At 54.0% G+C, this 19,657-nt stretch carries 18 protein-coding genes; 13 read left to right on the top strand and 5 right to left on the bottom strand.

Annotated elements, in window-relative coordinates; genetic code table 11:
* Positions 1 to 4: 4 nt before the first annotated feature.
* Both lptG and lptF read right to left on the bottom strand, forming a co-directional pair.
* Positions 5 to 1,081 (bottom strand): LPS export ABC transporter permease LptG, encoded by a 1,077-nt coding sequence (gene lptG / locus LQK91_RS11655; protein ID WP_033762287.1) that lies wholly within the window; start codon positions 1,079 to 1,081, stop codon positions 5 to 7.
* Complete coding sequence (gene lptF / locus LQK91_RS11650) at positions 1,081 to 2,181, bottom strand: LPS export ABC transporter permease LptF (protein ID WP_033762289.1); 1,101 nt, start codon at positions 2,179 to 2,181, stop codon at positions 1,081 to 1,083. The genes lptG and lptF overlap by 1 nt, the downstream gene beginning before the upstream one ends.
* A gap of 268 nt (positions 2,182 to 2,449) precedes the next feature.
* Between lptF and pepA the strand changes: the two genes are divergently transcribed.
* The 3 genes from pepA (at position 2,450) to LQK91_RS11635 (ending at position 7,346) form a co-directional block, all read left to right on the top strand.
* Positions 2,450 to 3,961 carry a leucyl aminopeptidase gene (gene pepA / locus LQK91_RS11645; protein WP_010251654.1) on the top strand — a complete coding sequence of 504 codons (1,512 nt, stop codon included), beginning with the start codon at positions 2,450 to 2,452 and terminating at the stop codon, positions 3,959 to 3,961.
* A 65-nt stretch (positions 3,962 to 4,026) separates the two neighbouring features.
* Positions 4,027 to 4,485 carry a DNA polymerase III subunit chi gene (locus tag LQK91_RS11640; RefSeq protein WP_008925453.1) on the top strand — a complete coding sequence of 153 codons (459 nt, stop codon included), beginning with the start codon at positions 4,027 to 4,029 and terminating at the stop codon, positions 4,483 to 4,485.
* A gap of 5 nt (positions 4,486 to 4,490) precedes the next feature.
* Complete coding sequence (locus tag LQK91_RS11635; RefSeq protein ID WP_003850996.1) at positions 4,491 to 7,346, top strand: valine--tRNA ligase; 2,856 nt, start codon at positions 4,491 to 4,493, stop codon at positions 7,344 to 7,346.
* 48 nt (positions 7,347 to 7,394) lie between these two features.
* Here the strand turns inward: LQK91_RS11635 and LQK91_RS11630 are convergent, their stop codons facing one another.
* Positions 7,395 to 8,609: a hypothetical protein gene (locus LQK91_RS11630; protein ID WP_105099511.1), complete on the bottom strand. Its 1,215-nt coding sequence runs from the start codon at positions 8,607 to 8,609 to the stop codon at positions 7,395 to 7,397.
* A gap of 96 nt (positions 8,610 to 8,705) precedes the next feature.
* Between LQK91_RS11630 and LQK91_RS11625 the strand changes: the two genes are divergently transcribed.
* Entirely contained in the window at positions 8,706 to 9,209 is a 504-nt protein-coding gene (locus tag LQK91_RS11625; protein ID WP_105099510.1) for a GNAT family N-acetyltransferase, read from the top strand.
* Between the two features lie 35 nt (positions 9,210 to 9,244).
* On the opposite strand, the gene miaE is transcribed toward LQK91_RS11625, so the two are convergent.
* Both miaE and rraB read right to left on the bottom strand, forming a co-directional pair.
* The gene (gene miaE, locus LQK91_RS11620) at positions 9,245 to 10,006 is read right to left on the bottom strand and encodes a tRNA isopentenyl-2-thiomethyl-A-37 hydroxylase MiaE (protein WP_039658912.1); all 762 of its coding nucleotides are present in this window, start codon (positions 10,004 to 10,006) and stop codon (positions 9,245 to 9,247) included.
* Positions 10,007 to 10,062: 56 nt separating this feature from the next.
* Complete coding sequence (gene rraB / locus LQK91_RS11615) at positions 10,063 to 10,485, bottom strand: ribonuclease E inhibitor RraB (RefSeq protein WP_003851004.1); 423 nt, start codon at positions 10,483 to 10,485, stop codon at positions 10,063 to 10,065.
* 160 nt (positions 10,486 to 10,645) lie between these two features.
* Between rraB and argF (LQK91_RS11610) the strand changes: the two genes are divergently transcribed.
* From argF (LQK91_RS11610) to ridA, 9 genes are all read left to right on the top strand, one after another.
* Positions 10,646 to 11,656 (top strand): ornithine carbamoyltransferase, encoded by a 1,011-nt coding sequence (argF, locus tag LQK91_RS11610; RefSeq protein WP_105099509.1) that lies wholly within the window; start codon positions 10,646 to 10,648, stop codon positions 11,654 to 11,656.
* Positions 11,657 to 12,284: 628 nt separating this feature from the next.
* Positions 12,285 to 13,505 carry an arginine deiminase gene (arcA, locus tag LQK91_RS11605; RefSeq protein ID WP_078804825.1) on the top strand — a complete coding sequence of 407 codons (1,221 nt, stop codon included), beginning with the start codon at positions 12,285 to 12,287 and terminating at the stop codon, positions 13,503 to 13,505.
* A gap of 14 nt (positions 13,506 to 13,519) precedes the next feature.
* Complete coding sequence (gene arcC / locus LQK91_RS11600) at positions 13,520 to 14,443, top strand: carbamate kinase (protein WP_003851011.1); 924 nt, start codon at positions 13,520 to 13,522, stop codon at positions 14,441 to 14,443.
* A 12-nt stretch (positions 14,444 to 14,455) separates the two neighbouring features.
* Positions 14,456 to 15,460, top strand: coding sequence for an ornithine carbamoyltransferase (argF, locus tag LQK91_RS11595; RefSeq protein WP_105099508.1), 1,005 nt, complete (start codon positions 14,456 to 14,458; stop codon positions 15,458 to 15,460).
* A gap of 63 nt (positions 15,461 to 15,523) precedes the next feature.
* Entirely contained in the window at positions 15,524 to 16,930 is a 1,407-nt protein-coding gene (locus tag LQK91_RS11590) for a YfcC family protein (protein ID WP_008925446.1), read from the top strand.
* A gap of 73 nt (positions 16,931 to 17,003) precedes the next feature.
* Positions 17,004 to 17,537 (top strand): arginine repressor, encoded by a 534-nt coding sequence (locus LQK91_RS11585; protein ID WP_003851014.1) that lies wholly within the window; start codon positions 17,004 to 17,006, stop codon positions 17,535 to 17,537.
* A gap of 203 nt (positions 17,538 to 17,740) precedes the next feature.
* Positions 17,741 to 18,676, top strand: a complete 936-nt coding sequence (gene pyrB, locus LQK91_RS11580; RefSeq protein ID WP_008925443.1) for an aspartate carbamoyltransferase — start codon at positions 17,741 to 17,743, stop codon at positions 18,674 to 18,676.
* Between the two features lie 11 nt (positions 18,677 to 18,687).
* The gene (gene pyrI / locus LQK91_RS11575) at positions 18,688 to 19,152 is read left to right on the top strand and encodes an aspartate carbamoyltransferase regulatory subunit (RefSeq protein ID WP_078804827.1); all 465 of its coding nucleotides are present in this window, start codon (positions 18,688 to 18,690) and stop codon (positions 19,150 to 19,152) included.
* A 72-nt stretch (positions 19,153 to 19,224) separates the two neighbouring features.
* The gene (gene ridA, locus LQK91_RS11570; RefSeq protein ID WP_003851016.1) at positions 19,225 to 19,611 is read left to right on the top strand and encodes a 2-iminobutanoate/2-iminopropanoate deaminase; all 387 of its coding nucleotides are present in this window, start codon (positions 19,225 to 19,227) and stop codon (positions 19,609 to 19,611) included.
* Positions 19,612 to 19,657 lie beyond the last annotated feature (46 nt).

Raw genomic sequence — 19,657 nt, 5'->3', positions numbered from 1 at the left:
ACTGTTAGCGCCGCTTAATCAACATAAACATACTGATCGCGAAGAACGCAAAGCTCGGCAGAATTGCGCCCAGAATCGGCGGCAAGCCATAAACCAGGCTTAACGGGCCGAAAATCTGATCCAGCACGTAGAACAGGAAGCCAAAGCTGATACCGGTGACGACACGCACACCCATCGACACGCTGCGCAGCGGACCAAAGATAAATGACAGCGCCATCAGCATCATCACCGCGACGGACAGCGGCTGGAAGATTTTGCTCCACATATTCAGCTCATATCTTCCCGCTTCCTGACCACTCTGCTTCAGATATTTACTGTAGCTATGGAGACCGCGAATCGATAATGCGTCTGGATCCAGCGCGACGACACCCAGCTTATCTGGCGTCAGATTGGTTTTCCATTCGCCAGTCAGACTCTGTGAACCGGTAATCTGCTTTGGATCGGTGAGGTTCGACTCATCGACCTGGGAGAGCAACCAGCGTTTTTTGTCTTTGTCCCATGTGGCCGTCGCCGCGTAACGTACACTCTGCAGACGACGCTGGTCATTGAAATTGTAGATGCTGACGCCATCAATTTCGTTGTCGCCTTTAATGCGCTCAATATAGATGAAGCTATTGCCATCTTTCGCCCACAGACCATTCTGCGTCGAGACCAGTGCACCACCGTAAAGCTGCTGCGCCCGGTAGTTACGTGCCATCTGCTCGCCCGACGGCGCGACAAACTCGCCAATCGCCATGGTCAGCAGCACCAGCGGAATCGCCGTTTTCATGACTGACAGCGCCACCTGCATACGGGTAAAGCCCGCCGCCTGCATCACTACCAGCTCACTGCGCTGCGCCAGCGCGCCCAGTCCCAGCAGCGCCCCCAGCAGCGCCGCCATCGGGAAGAAAATCTCAATATCTTTAGGCACGCTCAGCAGAGTGTAATAACCGGCGCTCAGCGCGCTGTAGCTGCCCTGGCCGGTTTTACGCAGCTGGTCCACGAACTTGATGATGCCGGACAGCGACACCAGCATGAACAGCGTCAGCATGATGGTATTGAAGATGGTTTTACCAATATAGCGGTCAAGTACGCGAAACATCAGACCGACCCTCCGCGGGTAAAGCGGGCGCGAATCCGACGCATCGGCACCGTATCCCACAGGTTAAGGAGCACCGCCAGCACCAGATAGCTGATATTCACTACCCACATCCAGAGCGCCGGATCGAGCCGCCCTTTCGCCCCGCTCGATTTAAGCGAGCTCTGCAGCAGGAAGAAGATCAGATAGAGCAGCATCGCAGGCAGCATTGACAGCACGCGCCCCTGACGTGGATTCACCACACTGAGCGGCACGACCATCAGCGCCATCACCAGCACCGCGAACACCAGCGTCAGACGCCAGTGCAGCTCAGCCTGGAAATCAGGTGTTTTATTCGCGACCAGGTCGCTCAGGCTCGCCTGCTCTGAATCGTTAGGGTCAAGCGTTGCCGCTTTATAGCCCACAATCGCCTGATAGTTGGTGAAGTCGGTAATACGGAAATCACGCAGCAGTGCGGTGCCCTCAAAGCGGGTGCCTTTATCCAGCGTCACCACCTGCGAGCCATCTTTACGCTGTTCCATGTGGCCGCTGTCAGCCAGCACCACCGAAGGGCGCGCGTTGCCTTTTGGCCGTAACTGCGCCAGGAACACGTTACCAAAGTTGTTGCCCTTCACATTCTCGACAAACAGCACGGCGCTGCCGTCGCCGGAGGTCTGGAACTGTCCGGCGGCCATGGCTGCCGCACCCGGATTGGCTTTGGCGTTCTGTGTCACCTCATCCTGATAACGGGATGACCATGGTCCCAGCCAGATGACATTAACCGCTGCCACCACGGAGGTGAACAGCATCAATATCATCGCGGCTTTCACCAGGACGGCTTTACTCAGGCCGCAGGCGTGCATCACGGTAATTTCACTTTCCGTGTAGAGACGCCCCAGCGTCATCAGAATTGCCAGAAACAGACTTAAGGGCAGTATAAGTTGTGCCATTTGAGGCACACCGAGTCCTAACAATGTCAGAACGAGGTTTGTCGGCACTTCGCCATCCACCGCGGCACCCAGGATCCTGACTAACTTCTGACAAAAGAAGATGAGTAACAGGATAAACAGGATAGCCAGCTGGCTTTTGAGCGTTTCCCGAACCAGATATCTAATGATGATCACGCTTAGTACGCCTGTGAAAACTTGTCTTTTTGCAGGAAAATCGCTAGTTTCAACGCTTATCAGCCATTTTTCTTCATCAATGGCCGTCGCCGTAGCTAAATTTGTATGAAAAACGCGTCCGGGTGGTGAAAAAACAACATCTTGTCACCCTGATTCATTATGACCTCCAGCGGCAGAATGTCATGCTGCGACAATGAATAAATGGGTCATGAGCGCGCTACATTCTAGCGGCAGCAGCGGCCGTTGTCTTTAAGATTCAGGAGAGTGCATGGAGTTCAGTGTAAAAAGCGGAAGCCCGGAAAAACAACGCAGTGCCTGCATTGTCGTTGGCGTTTTCGAACCGCGTCGTCTGTCACCGATTGCCGAGCAGCTGGATAAAATCAGCGACGGCTATATCAGCGCCCTGCTGCGCCGCGGCGAGCTGGAAGGAAAAGTGGGCCAGACACTGCTGCTGCATCATGTGCCAAATATCCTGTCAGAGCGTATTCTGCTGATTGGCTGCGGTAAAGAGCGTGAGCTGGATGAACGCCAGTACAAGCAAGTCATTCAAAAAACCATTAATACACTGAACGATACCGGCTCAATGGAAGCGGTCTGCTTCCTGACCGAGTTGCATGTCAAAGGCCGCAATACTTACTGGAAAGTGCGTCAGGCGGTGGAGACCTCTAAAGAGGCACTCTACAACTTTGATCAGCTGAAAAGTAACAAAGCAGAGCCGCGTCGTCCGCTGCGCAAACTGGTGTTTAACGTGCCGACCCGCCGTGAACTGACCAGCGGCGAACGCGCAATCCAGCATGGCTTAGCGGTTGCAGCCGGTATGAAAGCAGCGAAAGATCTCGGCAACATGCCACCCAATATCTGTAACGCCGCTTATCTGGCGTCACAGGCACGTCAGCTGGCGGACGCTTTCAGTAAAAATGTCACAACCCGCGTGATCGGCGAACAGCAGATGAAAGAGCTGGGCATGAACGCCTATCTTGCGGTCGGTGCCGGTTCACAAAACGAATCGCTGATGTCGGTGATTGAATACAAAGGCAATCCGGATGCGGAAGCGCGGCCGATTGTGCTGGTAGGCAAAGGGCTGACCTTTGACTCCGGGGGCATCTCCATCAAGCCTGCCGACAGCATGGACGAAATGAAGTATGACATGTGCGGCGCAGCCGCCGTCTATGGTGTGATGCGTATGGTGGCCGAGCTGAATCTCCCACTGAACGTGGTCGGCGTGCTGGCGGGCTGTGAAAACATGCCGGACGGACGTTCAATGCGTCCGGGCGATGTGCTGACCACCATGTCTGGCCAGACCGTTGAAGTGCTGAATACCGACGCCGAAGGCCGACTGGTCCTGTGCGATGCGCTGACCTATGTCGAACGTTTCGACCCGGAAGTGGTGATTGACGTGGCGACACTGACCGGCGCCTGCGTGATTGCGCTGGGTCATCACATCAGCGGCCTGCTGTCGAACCACAATCCGCTGGCACATGAGCTGATTAGCGCTTCGGAGCAGTCGGGCGATCGCGCCTGGCGTCTGCCGATGGCGGATGAGTTCCAGGAGCAGCTGGAGTCCAACTTTGCCGATATGGCGAACATTGGTGGCCGTCCTGGTGGCGCGATTACCGCCGCCTGCTTCCTGGCACGTTTCGCCCGCAAATATAACTGGGCGCACCTGGATATCGCCGGCACCGCCTGGCGCTCCGGTAAAGCCAAAGGCGCCACCGGACGACCGGTGCCGATGCTGTCGCAGTTTCTGTTGAATCGGGCAGGATTGAACGGCGACGACTAAGCGCCCTCTTTTCTGACAGCAAGGGCGGATCTGATTCCGCCCTTGATCTTCTGATGAGCAAACCGATGAAAAACGCAACCTTCTACGTGCTGGAAACCGATGCAACGAGCGATGGCCTTAGCGCCGTTGAAGCGCTGGTGTGCAATCTGGCGGAAACACGCTGGCGGGCCGGAAAGCGGGTGTTGATCGCCTGCGAAGATGAGCAGCAAGCCATTCGTCTTGATGAAGCGCTGTGGCAACGGCCAGCAAATGCCTTTGTGCCGCACAACCTGGCAGGCGAAGGCCCGCGCTACGGTGCGCCGGTCGAACTGGCCTGGCCCCAGCGTCGCGGCAGTTCACAGCGCGACCTGCTGATTAGCCTGCTGCCCCACTTCGCAGATTTTGCTACTGCTTTCCATGAAGTGATAGACTTCGTTCCTTACGAAGACGCTCTCAAACAACTGGCGCGCGACCGCTATAAAGCGTATCGCAGCGTTGGATTCCAATTGAATACGGCAGCGCCACCACAGCCGCAAACGACATAGCAGAAATGGAAAAGACATATAACCCGCAAGATATCGAGCAGCCGCTTTACGAGCATTGGGAAAAGCAGGGCTACTTCAAACCGAATGGCGATACCAGCCAGGAAAGCTTTTGCATCATGATCCCGCCGCCGAACGTCACCGGTAGCTTGCACATGGGTCACGCCTTCCAGCAAACCATCATGGACACCATGATCCGTTACCAGCGCATGCAGGGGAAAAATACCCTGTGGCAGGCGGGTACTGACCACGCGGGCATCGCCACGCAGATGGTGGTTGAGCGCAAAATTGCGGCTGAAGAAGGCAAAACGCGCCAGGACTATGGCCGCGATGCATTCATCGACAAAATCTGGCAGTGGAAAGCAGAATCTGGCGGCACCATTACCCGTCAGATGCGCCGTCTGGGTAACTCCGTCGACTGGGAGCGCGAGCGCTTCACCATGGACGATGGCCTCTCCAATGCCGTTAAAGAAGTGTTTGTTCGCCTCTATAAAGAGAACCTGATCTACCGTGGCAAGCGCCTGGTAAACTGGGATCCTAAGCTGCGCACGGCGATCTCCGATCTGGAAGTGGAAAACCGCGAGAGCAAAGGCTCAATGTGGCATATCCGCTATCCGCTGGCTGACGGCGCAAAAACCGCTGACGGCAAAGATTACCTGGTGGTCGCCACTACCCGTCCGGAAACCCTGCTGGGCGATACCGGCGTGGCGGTTAACCCGGAAGATCCACGTTATAAAGATCTGATCGGCAAATTTGTAATGCTGCCGCTGGTGGGTCGTCTGATTCCGATCGTGGGCGATGAACATGCCGACATGGAAAAAGGCACCGGCTGCGTCAAGATCACCCCGGCGCATGACTTCAACGACTACGAAGTCGGTCGTCGTCACAAACTGCCAATGATCAACATTCTGACCTTCGACGGTGATATCCGCGACCGCGCTCAGGTGTATGACACCAACGGCGAAGCCAGCGATGCCTGTTCCGATGAGATCCCGGCTGCTTTCCAGCACATGGAGCGCTTTGCCGCGCGTAAAGCGATTGTCGCCGCCGTCGATGAACTGGGTCTGCTTGAAGAGATCAAACCGCACGACCTGACCGTACCTTACGGCGACCGTGGCGGTGTGGTTATCGAGCCGATGCTGACCGACCAGTGGTATGTGCGTACCGCACCGCTGGCGAAAGTGGCGGTTGAAGCCGTTGAGAATGGCGACATCCAGTTCGTGCCGAAGCAGTATGAAAACATGTACTTCTCCTGGATGCGTGATATTCAGGACTGGTGTATTTCCCGTCAGCTCTGGTGGGGTCACCGCATCCCGGCGTGGTATGACGACAACGGTAACGTCTACGTTGGCCGTACCGAAGAGGAAGTCCGCGCTGAGAACAACCTGGCCGCCGATGTGGCGCTGCGTCAGGATGACGACGTGCTGGATACCTGGTTCTCATCCGGTTTGTGGACCTTCTCCACCCTGGGCTGGCCGGAAAACACCGAAGCGCTGCGTACCTTCCATCCGACCAGCGTGCTGGTCAGCGGCTTCGACATCATCTTCTTCTGGATTGCCCGCATGATCATGCTGACCATGCACTTCATTAAAGATGAAAACGGCAAACCGCAGGTGCCGTTTAAAACCGTCTACATGACCGGTCTGATCCGTGATGAAGAAGGTCAGAAGATGTCGAAATCCAAGGGCAACGTGATTGACCCACTGGATATGGTCGACGGCATTTCGCTGGAAGCGCTGCTGGAAAAACGCACCGGCAACATGATGCAGCCACAGCTGGCTGAGAAGATCCGCAAACGTACCGAGAAGCAGTTCCCGGACGGCATCGAGCCATCAGGCACCGATGCGCTGCGTTTCACGCTGGCAGCACTGGCCTCAACCGGTCGCGACATCAACTGGGACATGAAGCGCCTGGAAGGGTATCGCAACTTCTGTAACAAGCTGTGGAACGCCAGCCGCTTTGTGCTGATGAACACCGAGGACCAGGATTGCGGACAGAACGGCGGCGATATGACGCTGTCGCTGGCGGATCGCTGGATTCTGACCGAGTTCAACAACACCGTGAAAGCCTACCGTGAAGCGCTGGATAGCTACCGTTTCGATATCGCGGCTAACCTGCTGTATGACTTCACCTGGAACCAGTTCTGCGACTGGTATCTGGAGCTGACCAAGCCGGTGATGAACAGCGGCAGTGAATCTGAATTGCGTGGCACCCGCCATACGCTGGTTCACGTGCTGGAAGCGCTGCTGCGCCTGGCGCATCCGATCATTCCGTTTATCACTGAAACCATCTGGCAGCGCGTGAAGGGACTGAAAAATATCAGCGACGACACCATTATGCTGCAGCCTTTCCCGCACTACGATGCGTCGAAAGAAGATGCCGAAGCGAAAGCGGACATTGAGTGGATGAAGCAGGCGATCGTCGCGGTGCGTAATATCCGTGCCGAGATGAACATCGCGCTGAGCAAGCCACTGGATGTGCTGCTGCGTGACTGCTCGCCTGCTGCGCTGCGTCGCGTTGAAGCTAACCGCAACTTCCTGTCGCGCCTGGCGCGTCTGGAAAGCCTGACCATTCTGCCTGCGGGCGAGAAAGGCCCGGTGTCGGTGACCAAACTGGTTGAAGGCGCAGAGCTGCTGATCCCGATGGCGGATCTGGTGGATAAAACCGCTGAGCTGGAGCGTCTGGCGAAAGAGCTGGTTAAGCTGGATGTGGAGATTGAGAAGATCGAGACCAAGCTGGCGAACGAAGGCTTTGTTTCACGCGCGCCGGAAGCGGTCGTTGCGAAAGAGCGCGAACGCGTGGCAGACCTGCAACAATCAAAAGCAAAACTGATTGAACAGCAGGCGGTCATTGCGGCGCTCTGATTAATTCATTGCTCTGAAAAAAACCCTGCGCGCTGGCGCGGGGTTTTTTTATGGATAAAAATGTAACGTGTAGGGTAACGACCTAAAGAGTGCGCTAATCGCGGCACCAGACCGGACCTGATCGCTCTTCGCTAGCAAACAGTACTGACTCATTTCGACAAGTTCTGCTTTGGCTTTTTCATCGACCTGCCAGGTGAAGGCATTATTTTTTAATGCGATCTCCCTCAATGCGCCCAACTGTTTTGGGCAGATCAGATACGTTTCACCGTTTGAAAAAGCCTTGATCCCTACTATCATGCGTTCTGTGCCCCTCATATTATTTACTCCCCAAATATTCTGGGGGAAATAATAGGCTGGAAAGCTCTCCGTTTTAAAAGCAAAAACCTGATCATGCCAGGAAGCCATGCCGACGATTTCAATCGCGCGTTGATTAATCTGTATAAGCTGAACGGAAAATAGCCAGAAAATGGCAATTACCAGCGCCGGAAAGAAAGCCATGACAGCTTTAAAACCATGCTGAGCTTTGACCTTATTCGTCAAAAGAGAAAGTAAAGACGGCATAAAAAGAAGAATATAAATTGCGACTACAATAAAATATTGCACCCACGGTTTCTCATGTGTGAAATAGATATTTCCTTGCACCAGAAACCTAAGCGGCAAAACGGAAAAAAGAGCGACCGTTAATGCAAATAGGGTGTAAATTAAATTAATAAACGCCTTACTCGCTTTTATCTTTTCCCAAATGAATCGCCACCTGATTTTTGGCGTCAGAGGCGCAGAGCAACTTCTTATTCTTTTACTACGCGCTATCAGGAAACGACGATGCTGTTGTCTGTGCCCATTGAACTTGTTATTAACATAAACATGTAATAGAAAGGCGATGATAGCTGCCGCTCCTGCAACCCACCAGATAGATAATTTATCCAAAAAGAGAAGTGCAAAAAAAGCAACCAATATCGCGGTCAGCGCGCTAATTGCACAGCATCCCTCATTATATCTGATTTTTAGTTTTGTTTTCTTCTTACTCAGCGTGCCTGAAAGTGTGCAAAATCCAGAAGGCAGGAGTAGCGTCATAGAAAAGACACTAAAGAAAAGTAGTGAAGTAATTAACACAGCAATTACGCCAGACACATTATTAATAATAAGCGGAAAAACATCCAGTCTGCCTATCCATTTTAAATAGCCCCATACGTTAATAAAACCTGCGATAATAAAAAGAGGAAATAGCTCTTTGATGATTTTAAAAAATCGAGAGAAAATCACTTAATGCCTCCATGCACGTCAATCAATATTGCTTTTCCCTGACGATAATGCTATTTCTGGTGAATGTCTAACCGATTTTAACCACGCTATTTTGCCATGACCCCTGAAACCCAGCCCTCATTCATAATACGGCCGATTACTGTCGCCGATAATCCGCATATTGCCCAGGTGATTCGCGACGTTTCTGCGGAGTTCGGCCTGACGGCTGACAAGGGCTACACCGTCTCCGATCCCCAGCTGGATCACCTGTTTGAGCTCTACAGTGCCGACCAGAGCGCCTACTGGATTATTGAATATCAGGGCAAGGTGGTCGGTGGCGGCGGTGTTGCGCCTCTCGCCTGCAGCGCGCCCGATATCTGCGAGTTGCAAAAGATGTACTTTCTGCCGGAGGTGCGCGGGCAGGGTCTGGCGCGCGAACTGGCGCTGAGGGCGATGGAGCATGCACGCGGCCACGGCTTCCGTCGTTGCTATCTGGAAACCACCGCCAGCCTGACGCGGGCCATTAAACTCTATGAGTCGCTGGGCTTTGAGCATATCGATAGCGCGATGGGTTGTACCGGCCATGTCGACTGCGAAGTGCGGATGCTTAAACAGCTATGACAATCGGGGCTGCCAGCCCCGCTGCCAGGATTGGTTCAGAACGCCGGAACGCCGCTGTGAAAGCGTAATTCGGTGTCAGGTTCGCTGATTAACCGCCCTTCTGTTATCCCAATCGCCTGCACGCGTGGCGTAATGTCTTTAGTGGCAATCTGCGCCGCCAGCGTTAAATAATCCTGATAGTGCCGCGCCTCTGAGCGCAGCAGCGACAGATAGAACTTTGCCAGTTCGTCATCAAGATAGGGTGCCAGACTGGCGAAGCGCTCGCAGGAGCGCGCCTCAATGTAAGCGCCACAAATCAGCTTATCCACCAGGGTTTCCGGCTCATGCGTCGTCACTTCACGCAGCAGCGATTTGGCGTAGCGGCTGGAGGTGATCTTCTGATAAACCAGCCCGCGCGACTGCATAATTTCCCACACCTGATAGAAGTGATGCAGCTCCTCTTTAATCAGCAACACCATCTTCTCCACCAGCTCATCCGCCCAGGGCAGCGCATTGCGCACGATGATGCGTTTCGTCAGGTTTTTATGGGCATTGATAAAGTCGCTGTCGCCATCTTCGCGGAAGATAAAATCTTCATAGGGCTTCAGCCACGCCAGAATAGCGTCGCCGCTGGGTTTGTCGGCGACATATTTGCGGATCAACCACACCGCAGTCTGCGCGGCTTTCAGTTCGCACACCAGATGGTCGGTTAACAGCAGAGTCAGATTTTCTGGTTTGCGCGCCTCATCAATCCAGGCCTGTGGCGTGCGACAGTGCAGAAACTGATAGATCGGTTCAAGTAACGGTGCGTAGTTCATGATGTCAAAACAGGTGTGGCAGAGGTGACAGGCGGAGAACTCTCCGCCCCGGCTACTTAGTGGCGAATACCATTATCATCTTCATCTTCGATGGCGTCGTCATCTTCGTCTTCATCTTCGGCATCGGGATCTTCGAAATAGGTGCCCCAGCCGTCATAATCGACGTTGTACTTGCCAATCAGGTTCACCAGCTGTTCAACCTGCGCATCAATCAGCTCCGGCTTCAGTGCAGATTCGCTGATAATATCGACACACATCACCGTGGTGCCATCTTCCAGCTCCAGCTCTTCCGGCTCGGTCACTTCATAACCCAGCTTGAAGGCGTCAACCGCGGCTTTTTCCAGTGAATCAAAATTATTGCATGAGAGATGATGCTCGATGGTATAGAGCGCATCAGGATCGCTGCCATCCTCCAGCAGCTCTTCAATAACCTGCCGCGTCTCTTCCTGCTGCTCTTCCAGTAATGCTTCATATGCCATGACAATGTCCTCTCTGAGTTCGGCAATAATCAATTATTTTCCCACACTGCCTGTCGCGCCACTACACAAAACGAAAAGTTTATTCAGCTCACACTTGAAAATGAATATTCATACGGTTAAATTGAATTTTAATTCATTTTAATGCTTACCGGAGTGTTGTATGAGTCAGCTGTATCAGCGCCATTTCCTCAGACTTCTGGATTTTACCCCCGCCGAAATTGATCATCTGCTGTCCCTTTCCGCTGAATTAAAACAGGCGAAAAAAAGCGCCAGCGAAGCGCAGTATCTGAAAGGTAAAAACATCGCGCTCATCTTCGAAAAAGACTCGACCCGTACACGATGCTCTTTCGAAGTTGCCGCTTACGATCAGGGTGCAAACGTCACTTATCTGGGCCCGAGCGGCAGTCAGATCGGCCATAAAGAGTCGATGCGCGACACTGCAAGGGTGCTGGGACGCATGTACGATGGTATTCAGTATCGCGGCTACGGTCAGGCGCTGGTGGAGACGCTGGCGGAACATGCGGGCGTGCCGGTGTGGAACGGTCTGACTACCGAGTTTCACCCGACCCAGTTGCTGGCTGATCTGCTGACCATGCAGGAACATCTGCCGGGCAAAAAGCTCAGTGAGATGACGCTGGTTTATGTGGGCGATGCGCGCAACAACATGGGTAACACTATGTTGGAAGCGGCGGCACAGGTGGGTCTGGATCTGCGTCTGGTGGCACCGAAAAGCTGCTGGCCAGAGGACGAACTGGTGGCGCAGTGCCGTCACGCCGCGCAGCAGACCGGGGGTAAAATCACCCTTACCGAACATATTGCCGACGGTGTGAAAGGCGCTGACTTTATCTACACCGACGTCTGGGTGTCGATGGGCGAAGCCAAAGAAGTCTGGGCCGAGCGTATTGCCCTGCTGCGTGACTACCAGGTTAACCGTGCGATGCTCGATCTGACCGGCAATCCGCAGGTTAAATTCCTGCACTGCCTGCCCGCTTTCCACGATGATCAGACCACGCTGGGTCAGCAGATGGCCGAGCAGTACGATCTGCCCAACGGCATGGAAGTGAGCAACGAGGTGTTTGAGTCGCCGCACAGCATTGTGTTCGACCAGGCTGAGAATCGGATGCACACCATTAAAGCCGTGATGGTCGCCACGCTCTCGGACCAACATTAACGGCTGAACTGTGGGTCAGCCTGGCTGGCCCACAGTAACCTCCCAGTTTCTGATCCGAAATAATTATCTCCGCCCCCCCACTTCTGCTGAATTCATTTCAAAATAATTATTCATCACCTGAACATATTCCCGACTTACCCGCTTCGGTTTTATTTTTAACTCTTTGAACCACGACTTAAAAAAATTAAAACCACGAGAGGGTCACAGGAATAGATTTCTGTTTACCCATAACGCGATTGAATATCCATTTTACTTTCATCATTTAATTAAAAATATTTACTCAGTCATAAAATATAAAAATTCAAATCAAGAATAAATCCTATTAAATTCATATACATAAGATGAATAAAAAAGGCAAAAACGGCTCTAAAAAGGGAATGCACCTTAAAATAAGGCATCAATAACCCTTAAATATTCACTCACGCATAAAACTTAAATCTGTTATTGATGACGTTTATCAACTTCATTGAGATTCCTTCACCCTACTGTTTGTAACGTGATAAAAATCACGTTCAGCATTTCATCAACGCTTATTATCCCCCCGAAACTTAATCGCTAAGCGGGTCAAACAAGGTGAAAAGAAATATTCACCCGGGCCCACTATTGCTTAAAACGTAGGGAACTGAAGATGAACAGACATTATGTCGGATCTGAGATTGGGCAGCTGCGATCCGTGATGCTGCACCGCCCCAATTTAAGCCTGAAAAGATTAACACCTTCCAACTGTCAGTCGCTGCTGTTTGACGACGTGCTTTCGGTAGAGAAAGCCGGAGAAGAACACGACGTGTTCTCTAAAACACTGCGTCAGCAGGGTGTTGAAGTACTGCTTTTTACCGATCTGCTGGCTGAAACGCTCGGCATTCCCCAGGCGAAAGCCTGGCTGCTGGATAATCAGGTTTCAGATTATAACCTCGGCCCCTCTTTCGCTGCCGATATCCGCGGCTGGTTGGCAGATGTCGACCATCGCCAGCTAGCGCGCTACCTCTCTGGCGGCCTGACCTACGGTGAAATTCCAGCGGCTTTCAGCAATATGGCCATCGATCTGCATTCGCCGGATGATTTCATCATGGTGCCTCTCCCCAACCATCTTTTTACCCGCGACACCTCTTGCTGGATCTACAACGGCGTCTCAATCAATCCGATGGCGAAAACCGCCCGCCAGCGGGAAACCAATAACCTGCGGGCGATTTATCGCTGGCACCCCGCATTTTCCCACGGCGACTTTATTAAATATTTCGGCGATGAAACCACCAATTATGAGCATGCCACACTGGAAGGCGGCGACGTGCTGGTTCTGGGCAATGGCACGGTAATGATTGGCATGTCGGAACGCACTACCTCCTGCGGCATCGAGTTCCTCGCCTGTTCGCTCTTTCAGCATAAACAGGCCAGCAGGGTGATTGCCATCGAGCTGCCAAAACACCGCGCCTGTATGCATCTCGATACCGTGATGACCCAGCTCGACCATAGTATTTTCTCCGTCTACCCGGAGGTCATCGATCAGCAAACCCGCTGCTGGACCCTGACCAGCAACGGACGCGGTGGCCTGAACCGCAAAGAAGAGAGCAGTTTTATGCAGGCTATTGAGCAGGCACTCCATCTCGACCAGCTGTGCCTGATCACCACCGGAGGCGACCGCTTTGAAGCCGAACGCGAGCAGTGGAACGATGCCAACAACGTGCTGACTGTGCGTCCTGGCGTGGTAATTGGCTACGAGCGTAATACCTATACCAATGAAAAATATGACAAAGCAGGCATCACGGTGCTGCCGATTCCCGGCAACGAGCTGGGCAGAGGTCGCGGCGGCGCACGCTGTATGAGTTGTCCGCTGGAACGTGACGACCTTTGAACAGGGAGAGAGCAATGAAAAAACCTTTACTGGTAGTCGCGCTGGGCGGCAATGCCCTGCTGAAGCGGGGCGAGCCGTTGGAAGCCGATGTTCAGCGCAGAAATATCGAACAGGCGGCAGAAGCCATTGCCGCCCTCACCGCTGAATGGCGGGTGATTCTGGTACACGGCAACGGGCCACAGGTGGGCTTACTGGCTCTGCAGAACAGTGCCTGCGATGCGGCAGCCCCCTATCCACTGGATATTCTTGTGGCCGAGACCCAGGGAATGATCGGCTATCTGCTGCAGCAGGCGCTGCAAAACCATCTGCCGGATGTCCAAATCAGTATGCTGCTTACCCAGGTCGAAATCGCTGTCAGCGATCCCGCCTTCCTCAACCCAACCAAATATATCGGCCCGGTTTATTCCCCTCAGCAGGCCAGGCAACTGGCGAAAGAACAGGGCTGGACGATGAAAGCCGATGGCGAGTACGTCCGCCGGGTGGTGCCTTCTCCCCTGCCAGTTCACATCGTAGAGCACGAAGCGATCCTCGCGCTGACGGAGTTGGGACATCTGGTGATCTGCAATGGCGGCGGCGGCATTCCGGTGATCCGGAACCAGCAAGGCCAGCGCCACGGAGCCGAAGCCGTTATTGATAAAGATCTCTCAAGCGCACTGCTGGCGACCCAACTTTCCGCCGATGCTCTGCTGATCCTCACCGATGCGGATGCCGTGTACCTCAACTGGGGAAAAGCTGACTGCCGCGCATTGCATCACGTGACGCCTGCCGACTTGCTGGGTATTCCGTTTGATGCCGGATCGATGGGTCCGAAAATCGCCGCCGCCTGTGAGTTTGTGACACAACGCGCAGGGATAGCCGGGATTGGCTCTCTCGCCGATGCCACAGAGATTCTCCGGGGCCATAAAGGCACCCTTATTGCCACCCATTCAACAAAATAAAAGGAAAAAATCATGCCTGTTTCATTACATAACCGCCATTTTCTCAAGCTGCTTGATTTCAGCCGCACAGAGATTCAGTTCCTGATTGATCTTTCCTTCTCGCTTAAAAAAGCCAAATACAGCGGCCACGAGGAGCAGAAGCTGATTGGGAAAAATATCGCGCTGATTTTTGAGAAGACTTCCACCCGTACTCGTTGCGCATTCGAGGGGGCGGCCTTCGATCAGGGCGCTAAGGTGACCTATCTCGGCCCCAGCGGCTCGCAGATTGGCCATAAAGAGTCGATGAAAGATACCGCCCGTGTGCTGGGCAGGATGTATGACGGTATTGAGTACCGCGGCTTTGGGCAGCAAATCGTCGAGGAGCTAGCCGCCTTTGCCGGCGTGCCGGTCTGGAACGGCCTGACCAACGAATTTCACCCCACGCAAATCCTGGCCGATCTGATGACCATGCTGGAACACGCGCCGGGCAAACAGCTGCATCAAATCGCCTTTGCCTATCTCGGCGACGCCCGCAACAATATGGGAAATTCCCTGATGGTGGGGGCTGCGAAGATGGGGATGGATATTCGCCTGGTAGCCCCACGGTCCTTCTGGCCGGAGGAAGAGCTGGTTGCGCAATGTCGCGAGCTGGCGAAGGAGAGCGGCGCAAGGATCGTACTGACTGAGGATGTGGCAGAAGGCGTGGCAGGTGTGGATTTCCTCTACACCGATGTGTGGGTCTCAATGGGAGAGAGCAAGGACGCCTGGGCCGAGCGAGTGGCGCTGATGACCCCTTATCAGGTGAATGCTGCCGTACTGAAGGCCACGCAAAGCCCGCAGGTGAAATTTATGCACTGCCTGCCTGCTTTCCACAATGAGCAGACACAAACAGGTCGCGAAATCGAAATGGCTTACGGGCTGAAGGGGCTGGAGGTCACCGATGACGTGTTCGAATCCTCTCATTCGATTGTTTTTGACCAAGCGGAAAATCGTATGCACACCATCAAAGCGGTGATGGTGGCGACTCTGGGCAGTTAACTCCCTCAGCCGCCGCCGTACCTGGTGCGGGGGCGGCTGGCTGACGACAAAGGATAAGACGTTATGCATAAATTCAGCTTTCCTTCGGCCTATACCATTTTGCTGGTGCTGATTGCCCTGGTGGCTGGCCTGACCTGGGTTATTCCTGCCGGGCAATACCGGATGGAGATGAACCCGGCCCTGAATAAAGAGGTGCCCATTGCCGGAACCTGGCAGCCAACGGCCCCGCAACCACAGGGGCTGGTGGCAATAGTACTGGCCCCAGGCGACGGTTTTTATAATCACAAGACCGACCAGGCCGGGGCGATTGATGTCGCGCTATTTATTCTGGTGATTGGCGGGTTTCTTGGCGTGGTGACCAAAACCGGGGCAATTGATGCCGGTATTGAGCGGGTGACGCAGCGCCTGCGGGGCAAAGAAGAGTGGATGATCCCGATACTGATGGCGCTGTTTGCCGCAGGCGGCACCATTTATGGCATGGCCGAAGAGTCGCTACCTTTCTATTCTCTGCTAGTGCCGGTGATGCTTACCGCCCGTTTCGACTCGGTGGTTGCCGCTGCTGTAGTAATGCTGGGAGCCGGAATCGGCACCCTGGGATCGACGATCAATCCCTTTGCTACCGTAATAGCCTCCAATGCTGCGGGGATCCCATTTACCGCCGGGATCGGGCTGCGTCTGATCATTCTGTTGCTCGGCTGGCTGATCTGCGTCGCCTGGGTGATGCGCTATGCGATCGGTATCCGTAAAGATCCAGCCAGGTCGATTGTGGCAGATCTGCAGGAAGAACACCGATCGTTTTTCCTGCGTAATCAACCCAGCGGCAACATGCTGGCCTTCACGCCGGTGCGTAAAGTGATCCTGCTGCTGTTTGCTTTAGCCTTTGCCATCATGATTTATGGCGTCTCCGTGCAGGGGTGGTGGATGGCGCAAATCTCCGGCGTGTTTCTGGTGGCTGCGATTATGATTGGACTGATTGCCCGGATGAGCGAGAAAGAGCTGACCACCACCTTTATCGACGGTGCGCGAGATCTGTTGGGGGTGGCACTGATTATTGGTATCGCCCGCGGCATCGTGGTGGTCATGGATAACGGGATGATTACCCATACCGTTCTGCATGCTGCTGAAGAGATTGTCACCGGCCTCTCATCCGTCGCTTTTATCAGCGTGATGTTCCTCCTCGAGGTGATCTTATCATTTCTGGTACCTTCCTCTTCCGGGTTGGCAGTGTTAACCATGCCGATCCTCGCCCCGCTGGCCGATTTCGCCAGTATCAACCGGGATCTGGTCGTGACGGCCTATCAGTCAGCTTCCGGGTTGGTTAATCTGATCACCCCCACTTCCGCCGTGGTGATGGGCGGCCTGGCGATTGCTCGCGTGCCCTACGTGCGCTGGGTGAAATGGATCGCCCCGCTGCTGCTGATCCTCTTCGTGCTGCTGATGGCGGTAATTGGCCTCGGGGCAGCATTATAACCTCATAATTAATAGAAACTTTATTGATTCACTACGGCCTTATTCCCCACCCACCACAGCGTAAAATAATGCGATGGTAAAAAAATCCAGGGCAACATTAGAGAGAGAACAGCAGCAACTGGCACTTTGCCGCCAGCTTATCGCCAACCACAGCTTTCACAGTCAGCAGGAGATCAGGCTGGCCTTCCAGCAGCGTGGCTGGCCTGATATCAGTCAGTCAACGATCTCAAAGCTGATAACCTTGCTGGACGTGATTAAAATAGCCAATGCCAGAGGAGAGAGAATCTACGCTTTAAACCCGTTAACGCAGGCGAAACCCGATGCAATCAGCCCGCTTTGCGCGATGGTGATCGACGCTGATTTTAACGATAATTTTGTTATAGTTCATGTGGTTGCAGGATATGCCCGTGCGATAGCCCGGGTGATTGAACACGGCGAACTGCCGGGGATACTGGGTATTGTTGCCACCAACAACAGTATCTGGATTGCCCCACGTAACACGCAGCAAACCCGTCAGTTGCATCGCCGGATCCTCAGACTGTTAAATCCCCCTGCAGATGAGGAAACGTGGTCCGATATGTCAACAAGAAGCGGGATCACGTCTTGAAGTCACTGCGGAACCGCGTATACTTTGCGGCGATTTGCCGGGAGGAAGTATGTTGTTAAACACCGCTGACATTGTCGCCCAGACGCGCCTCACCGCAGGCGGGCAGTGTCGTTTTTCCTTACCTGGCGTCACCGATCTTAAAAAAAGCCCCTCATTGAGGGGTTTTTTTTTGTCCGCAATCCGGCCGCGCAGAGGAGAGAGCTATGCCTAACCCGCTATATCGCAAGCACATCATTTCAATCAACGACCTCAGTCGTGAAGAGCTGGAACTGGCACTGGACACCGCCGCCAGGCTGAAAGCCCATCCGCAGCCGGAACTGCTGAAGCACAAGGTTATTGCCAGTTGCTTCTTTGAAGCCTCGACCCGTACCCGCCTGTCGTTTGAGACCGCGATTCATCGCCTTGGCGCATCAGCGGTAGGCTTTGCTGACGGCAGTAATACCTCGCTGGGCAAGAAAGGCGAAACCCTGGCCGATACCATTTCCGTGATCAGCACCTACGTTGATGCGATTGTGATGCGTCATCCGCAGGAAGGCGCGGCGCGGCTGGCAACGGAGTTCTCTGGCGGCATTCCGATTCTCAACGCCGGTGACGGCGCGAACCAGCATCCGACCCAGACCCTGCTCGATCTCTTCACCATTCAGGAGACCCAGGGCCGTCTTGGTCAGCTGAATGTGGCGATGGTCGGTGACCTGAAATATGGCCGCACGGTGCACTCTCTGACGCAGGCGCTGGCGAAGTTTGATGGTAACCGCTTCTTCTTTATCGCGCCCGATGCGCTGGCAATGCCGGCTTATATCACTGACATGCTGGATGAGAAGAATATCGCCTGGTCACGTCACGACAGCTTTGAAGAAGTGATGCCGCAGCTTGATATTCTTTACATGACGCGGGTGCAGAAAGAGCGGCTCGATCCGTCAGAATATGCCAACGTAAAAGCGCAGTTTATTCTGCGCGCCACCGATCTCACGACGGCACGTGACAACATGAAAGTGCTGCATCCGCTGCCGCGCATCGATGAGATCACCACCGATGTCGACAAAACCCCTTACGCCTGGTATTTCCAGCAGGCGGGTAACGGCATCTATGCGCGCCAGGCTCTGCTGGCACTGGTTTTAAACAGCGAACTCGCCCTGTAAGGAGATTTCCCATGACGCAAGACAACAAATTGCAGGTCGAAGCGATCAAACGCGGCACGGTCATCGACCACATTCCGGCACAGATTGGCTTTAAACTGCTCTCCCTGTTCCGGCTGACCGAAACCGATCAGCGCATTACCATCGGTCTGAATCTGCCGTCGGGTGAGATGGGCCGCAAAGACCTGATTAAGATTGAAAATACGTTTCTCACTGACGATCAGGTCAATCAGCTGGCGGTCTATGCGCCCCATGCCACGGTTAACCGCATCGACAATTATGAAGTAGTGGCGAAGATCGCCCCGACGCTGCCGGATCATGTTGAACGGGTGCTGACCTGCCCCAACAGCAACTGTATCAGCCGAAGTGAGCCGGTCTTCTCCAGCTTTACCGTGAAGCAGCGCGCCGACGATGTGCATCTGAAGTGCAAATATTGCGAGAAAGAGTTCGCCCGCCATGTGGTGCTCGGTCACTGGTAATCGCCCTGCCCGACCTTATAATGGGCAACACTGGCGGCATCGCCGCCTGACGACGTAATCAAAGGAGCCATGATGTCTCGTGAAATCAGTACTGAAAAAGCCCCTGCCGCTATCGGTCCCTATGTTCAGGGTGTCGATCTGGGCAGCATGATCATGACCTCCGGTCAGATTCCGGTTGATCCGGCGACCGGCCAGGTGGCAGATGACATTGCCGCACAGGCGCGTCAGTCACTGGAAAATGTGAAGGCGATTGTTGAAGCTGCGGGTCTGAAGGTTGGCGACATCGTGAAGACCACGGTGTTCGTAAAGGACCTGAATGATTTCGCCACGGTCAACGCGACCTATGAAGCGTTTTTCACCGAGCATGAAGCTCACTTCCCGGCGCGTTCCTGTGTCGAAGTGGCGCGTCTGCCAAAAGATGTGAAAATCGAAATCGAAGCGATTGCGATTCGTCGCTAAAGCGTAAGCCGCCGCTCTCCGGGGATACAGGAGAGCGGCGGTGAAT

Origin of the sequence: Pantoea sp. MHSD4 (assembly GCF_021043305.1) — a bacterium.
GTDB lineage: Bacteria > Pseudomonadota > Gammaproteobacteria > Enterobacterales > Enterobacteriaceae > Pantoea > Pantoea eucalypti.
The sequence above is the reverse complement of the archived record's forward strand: the minus strand, read 5'-3'. Positions and strand labels throughout refer to the sequence as shown.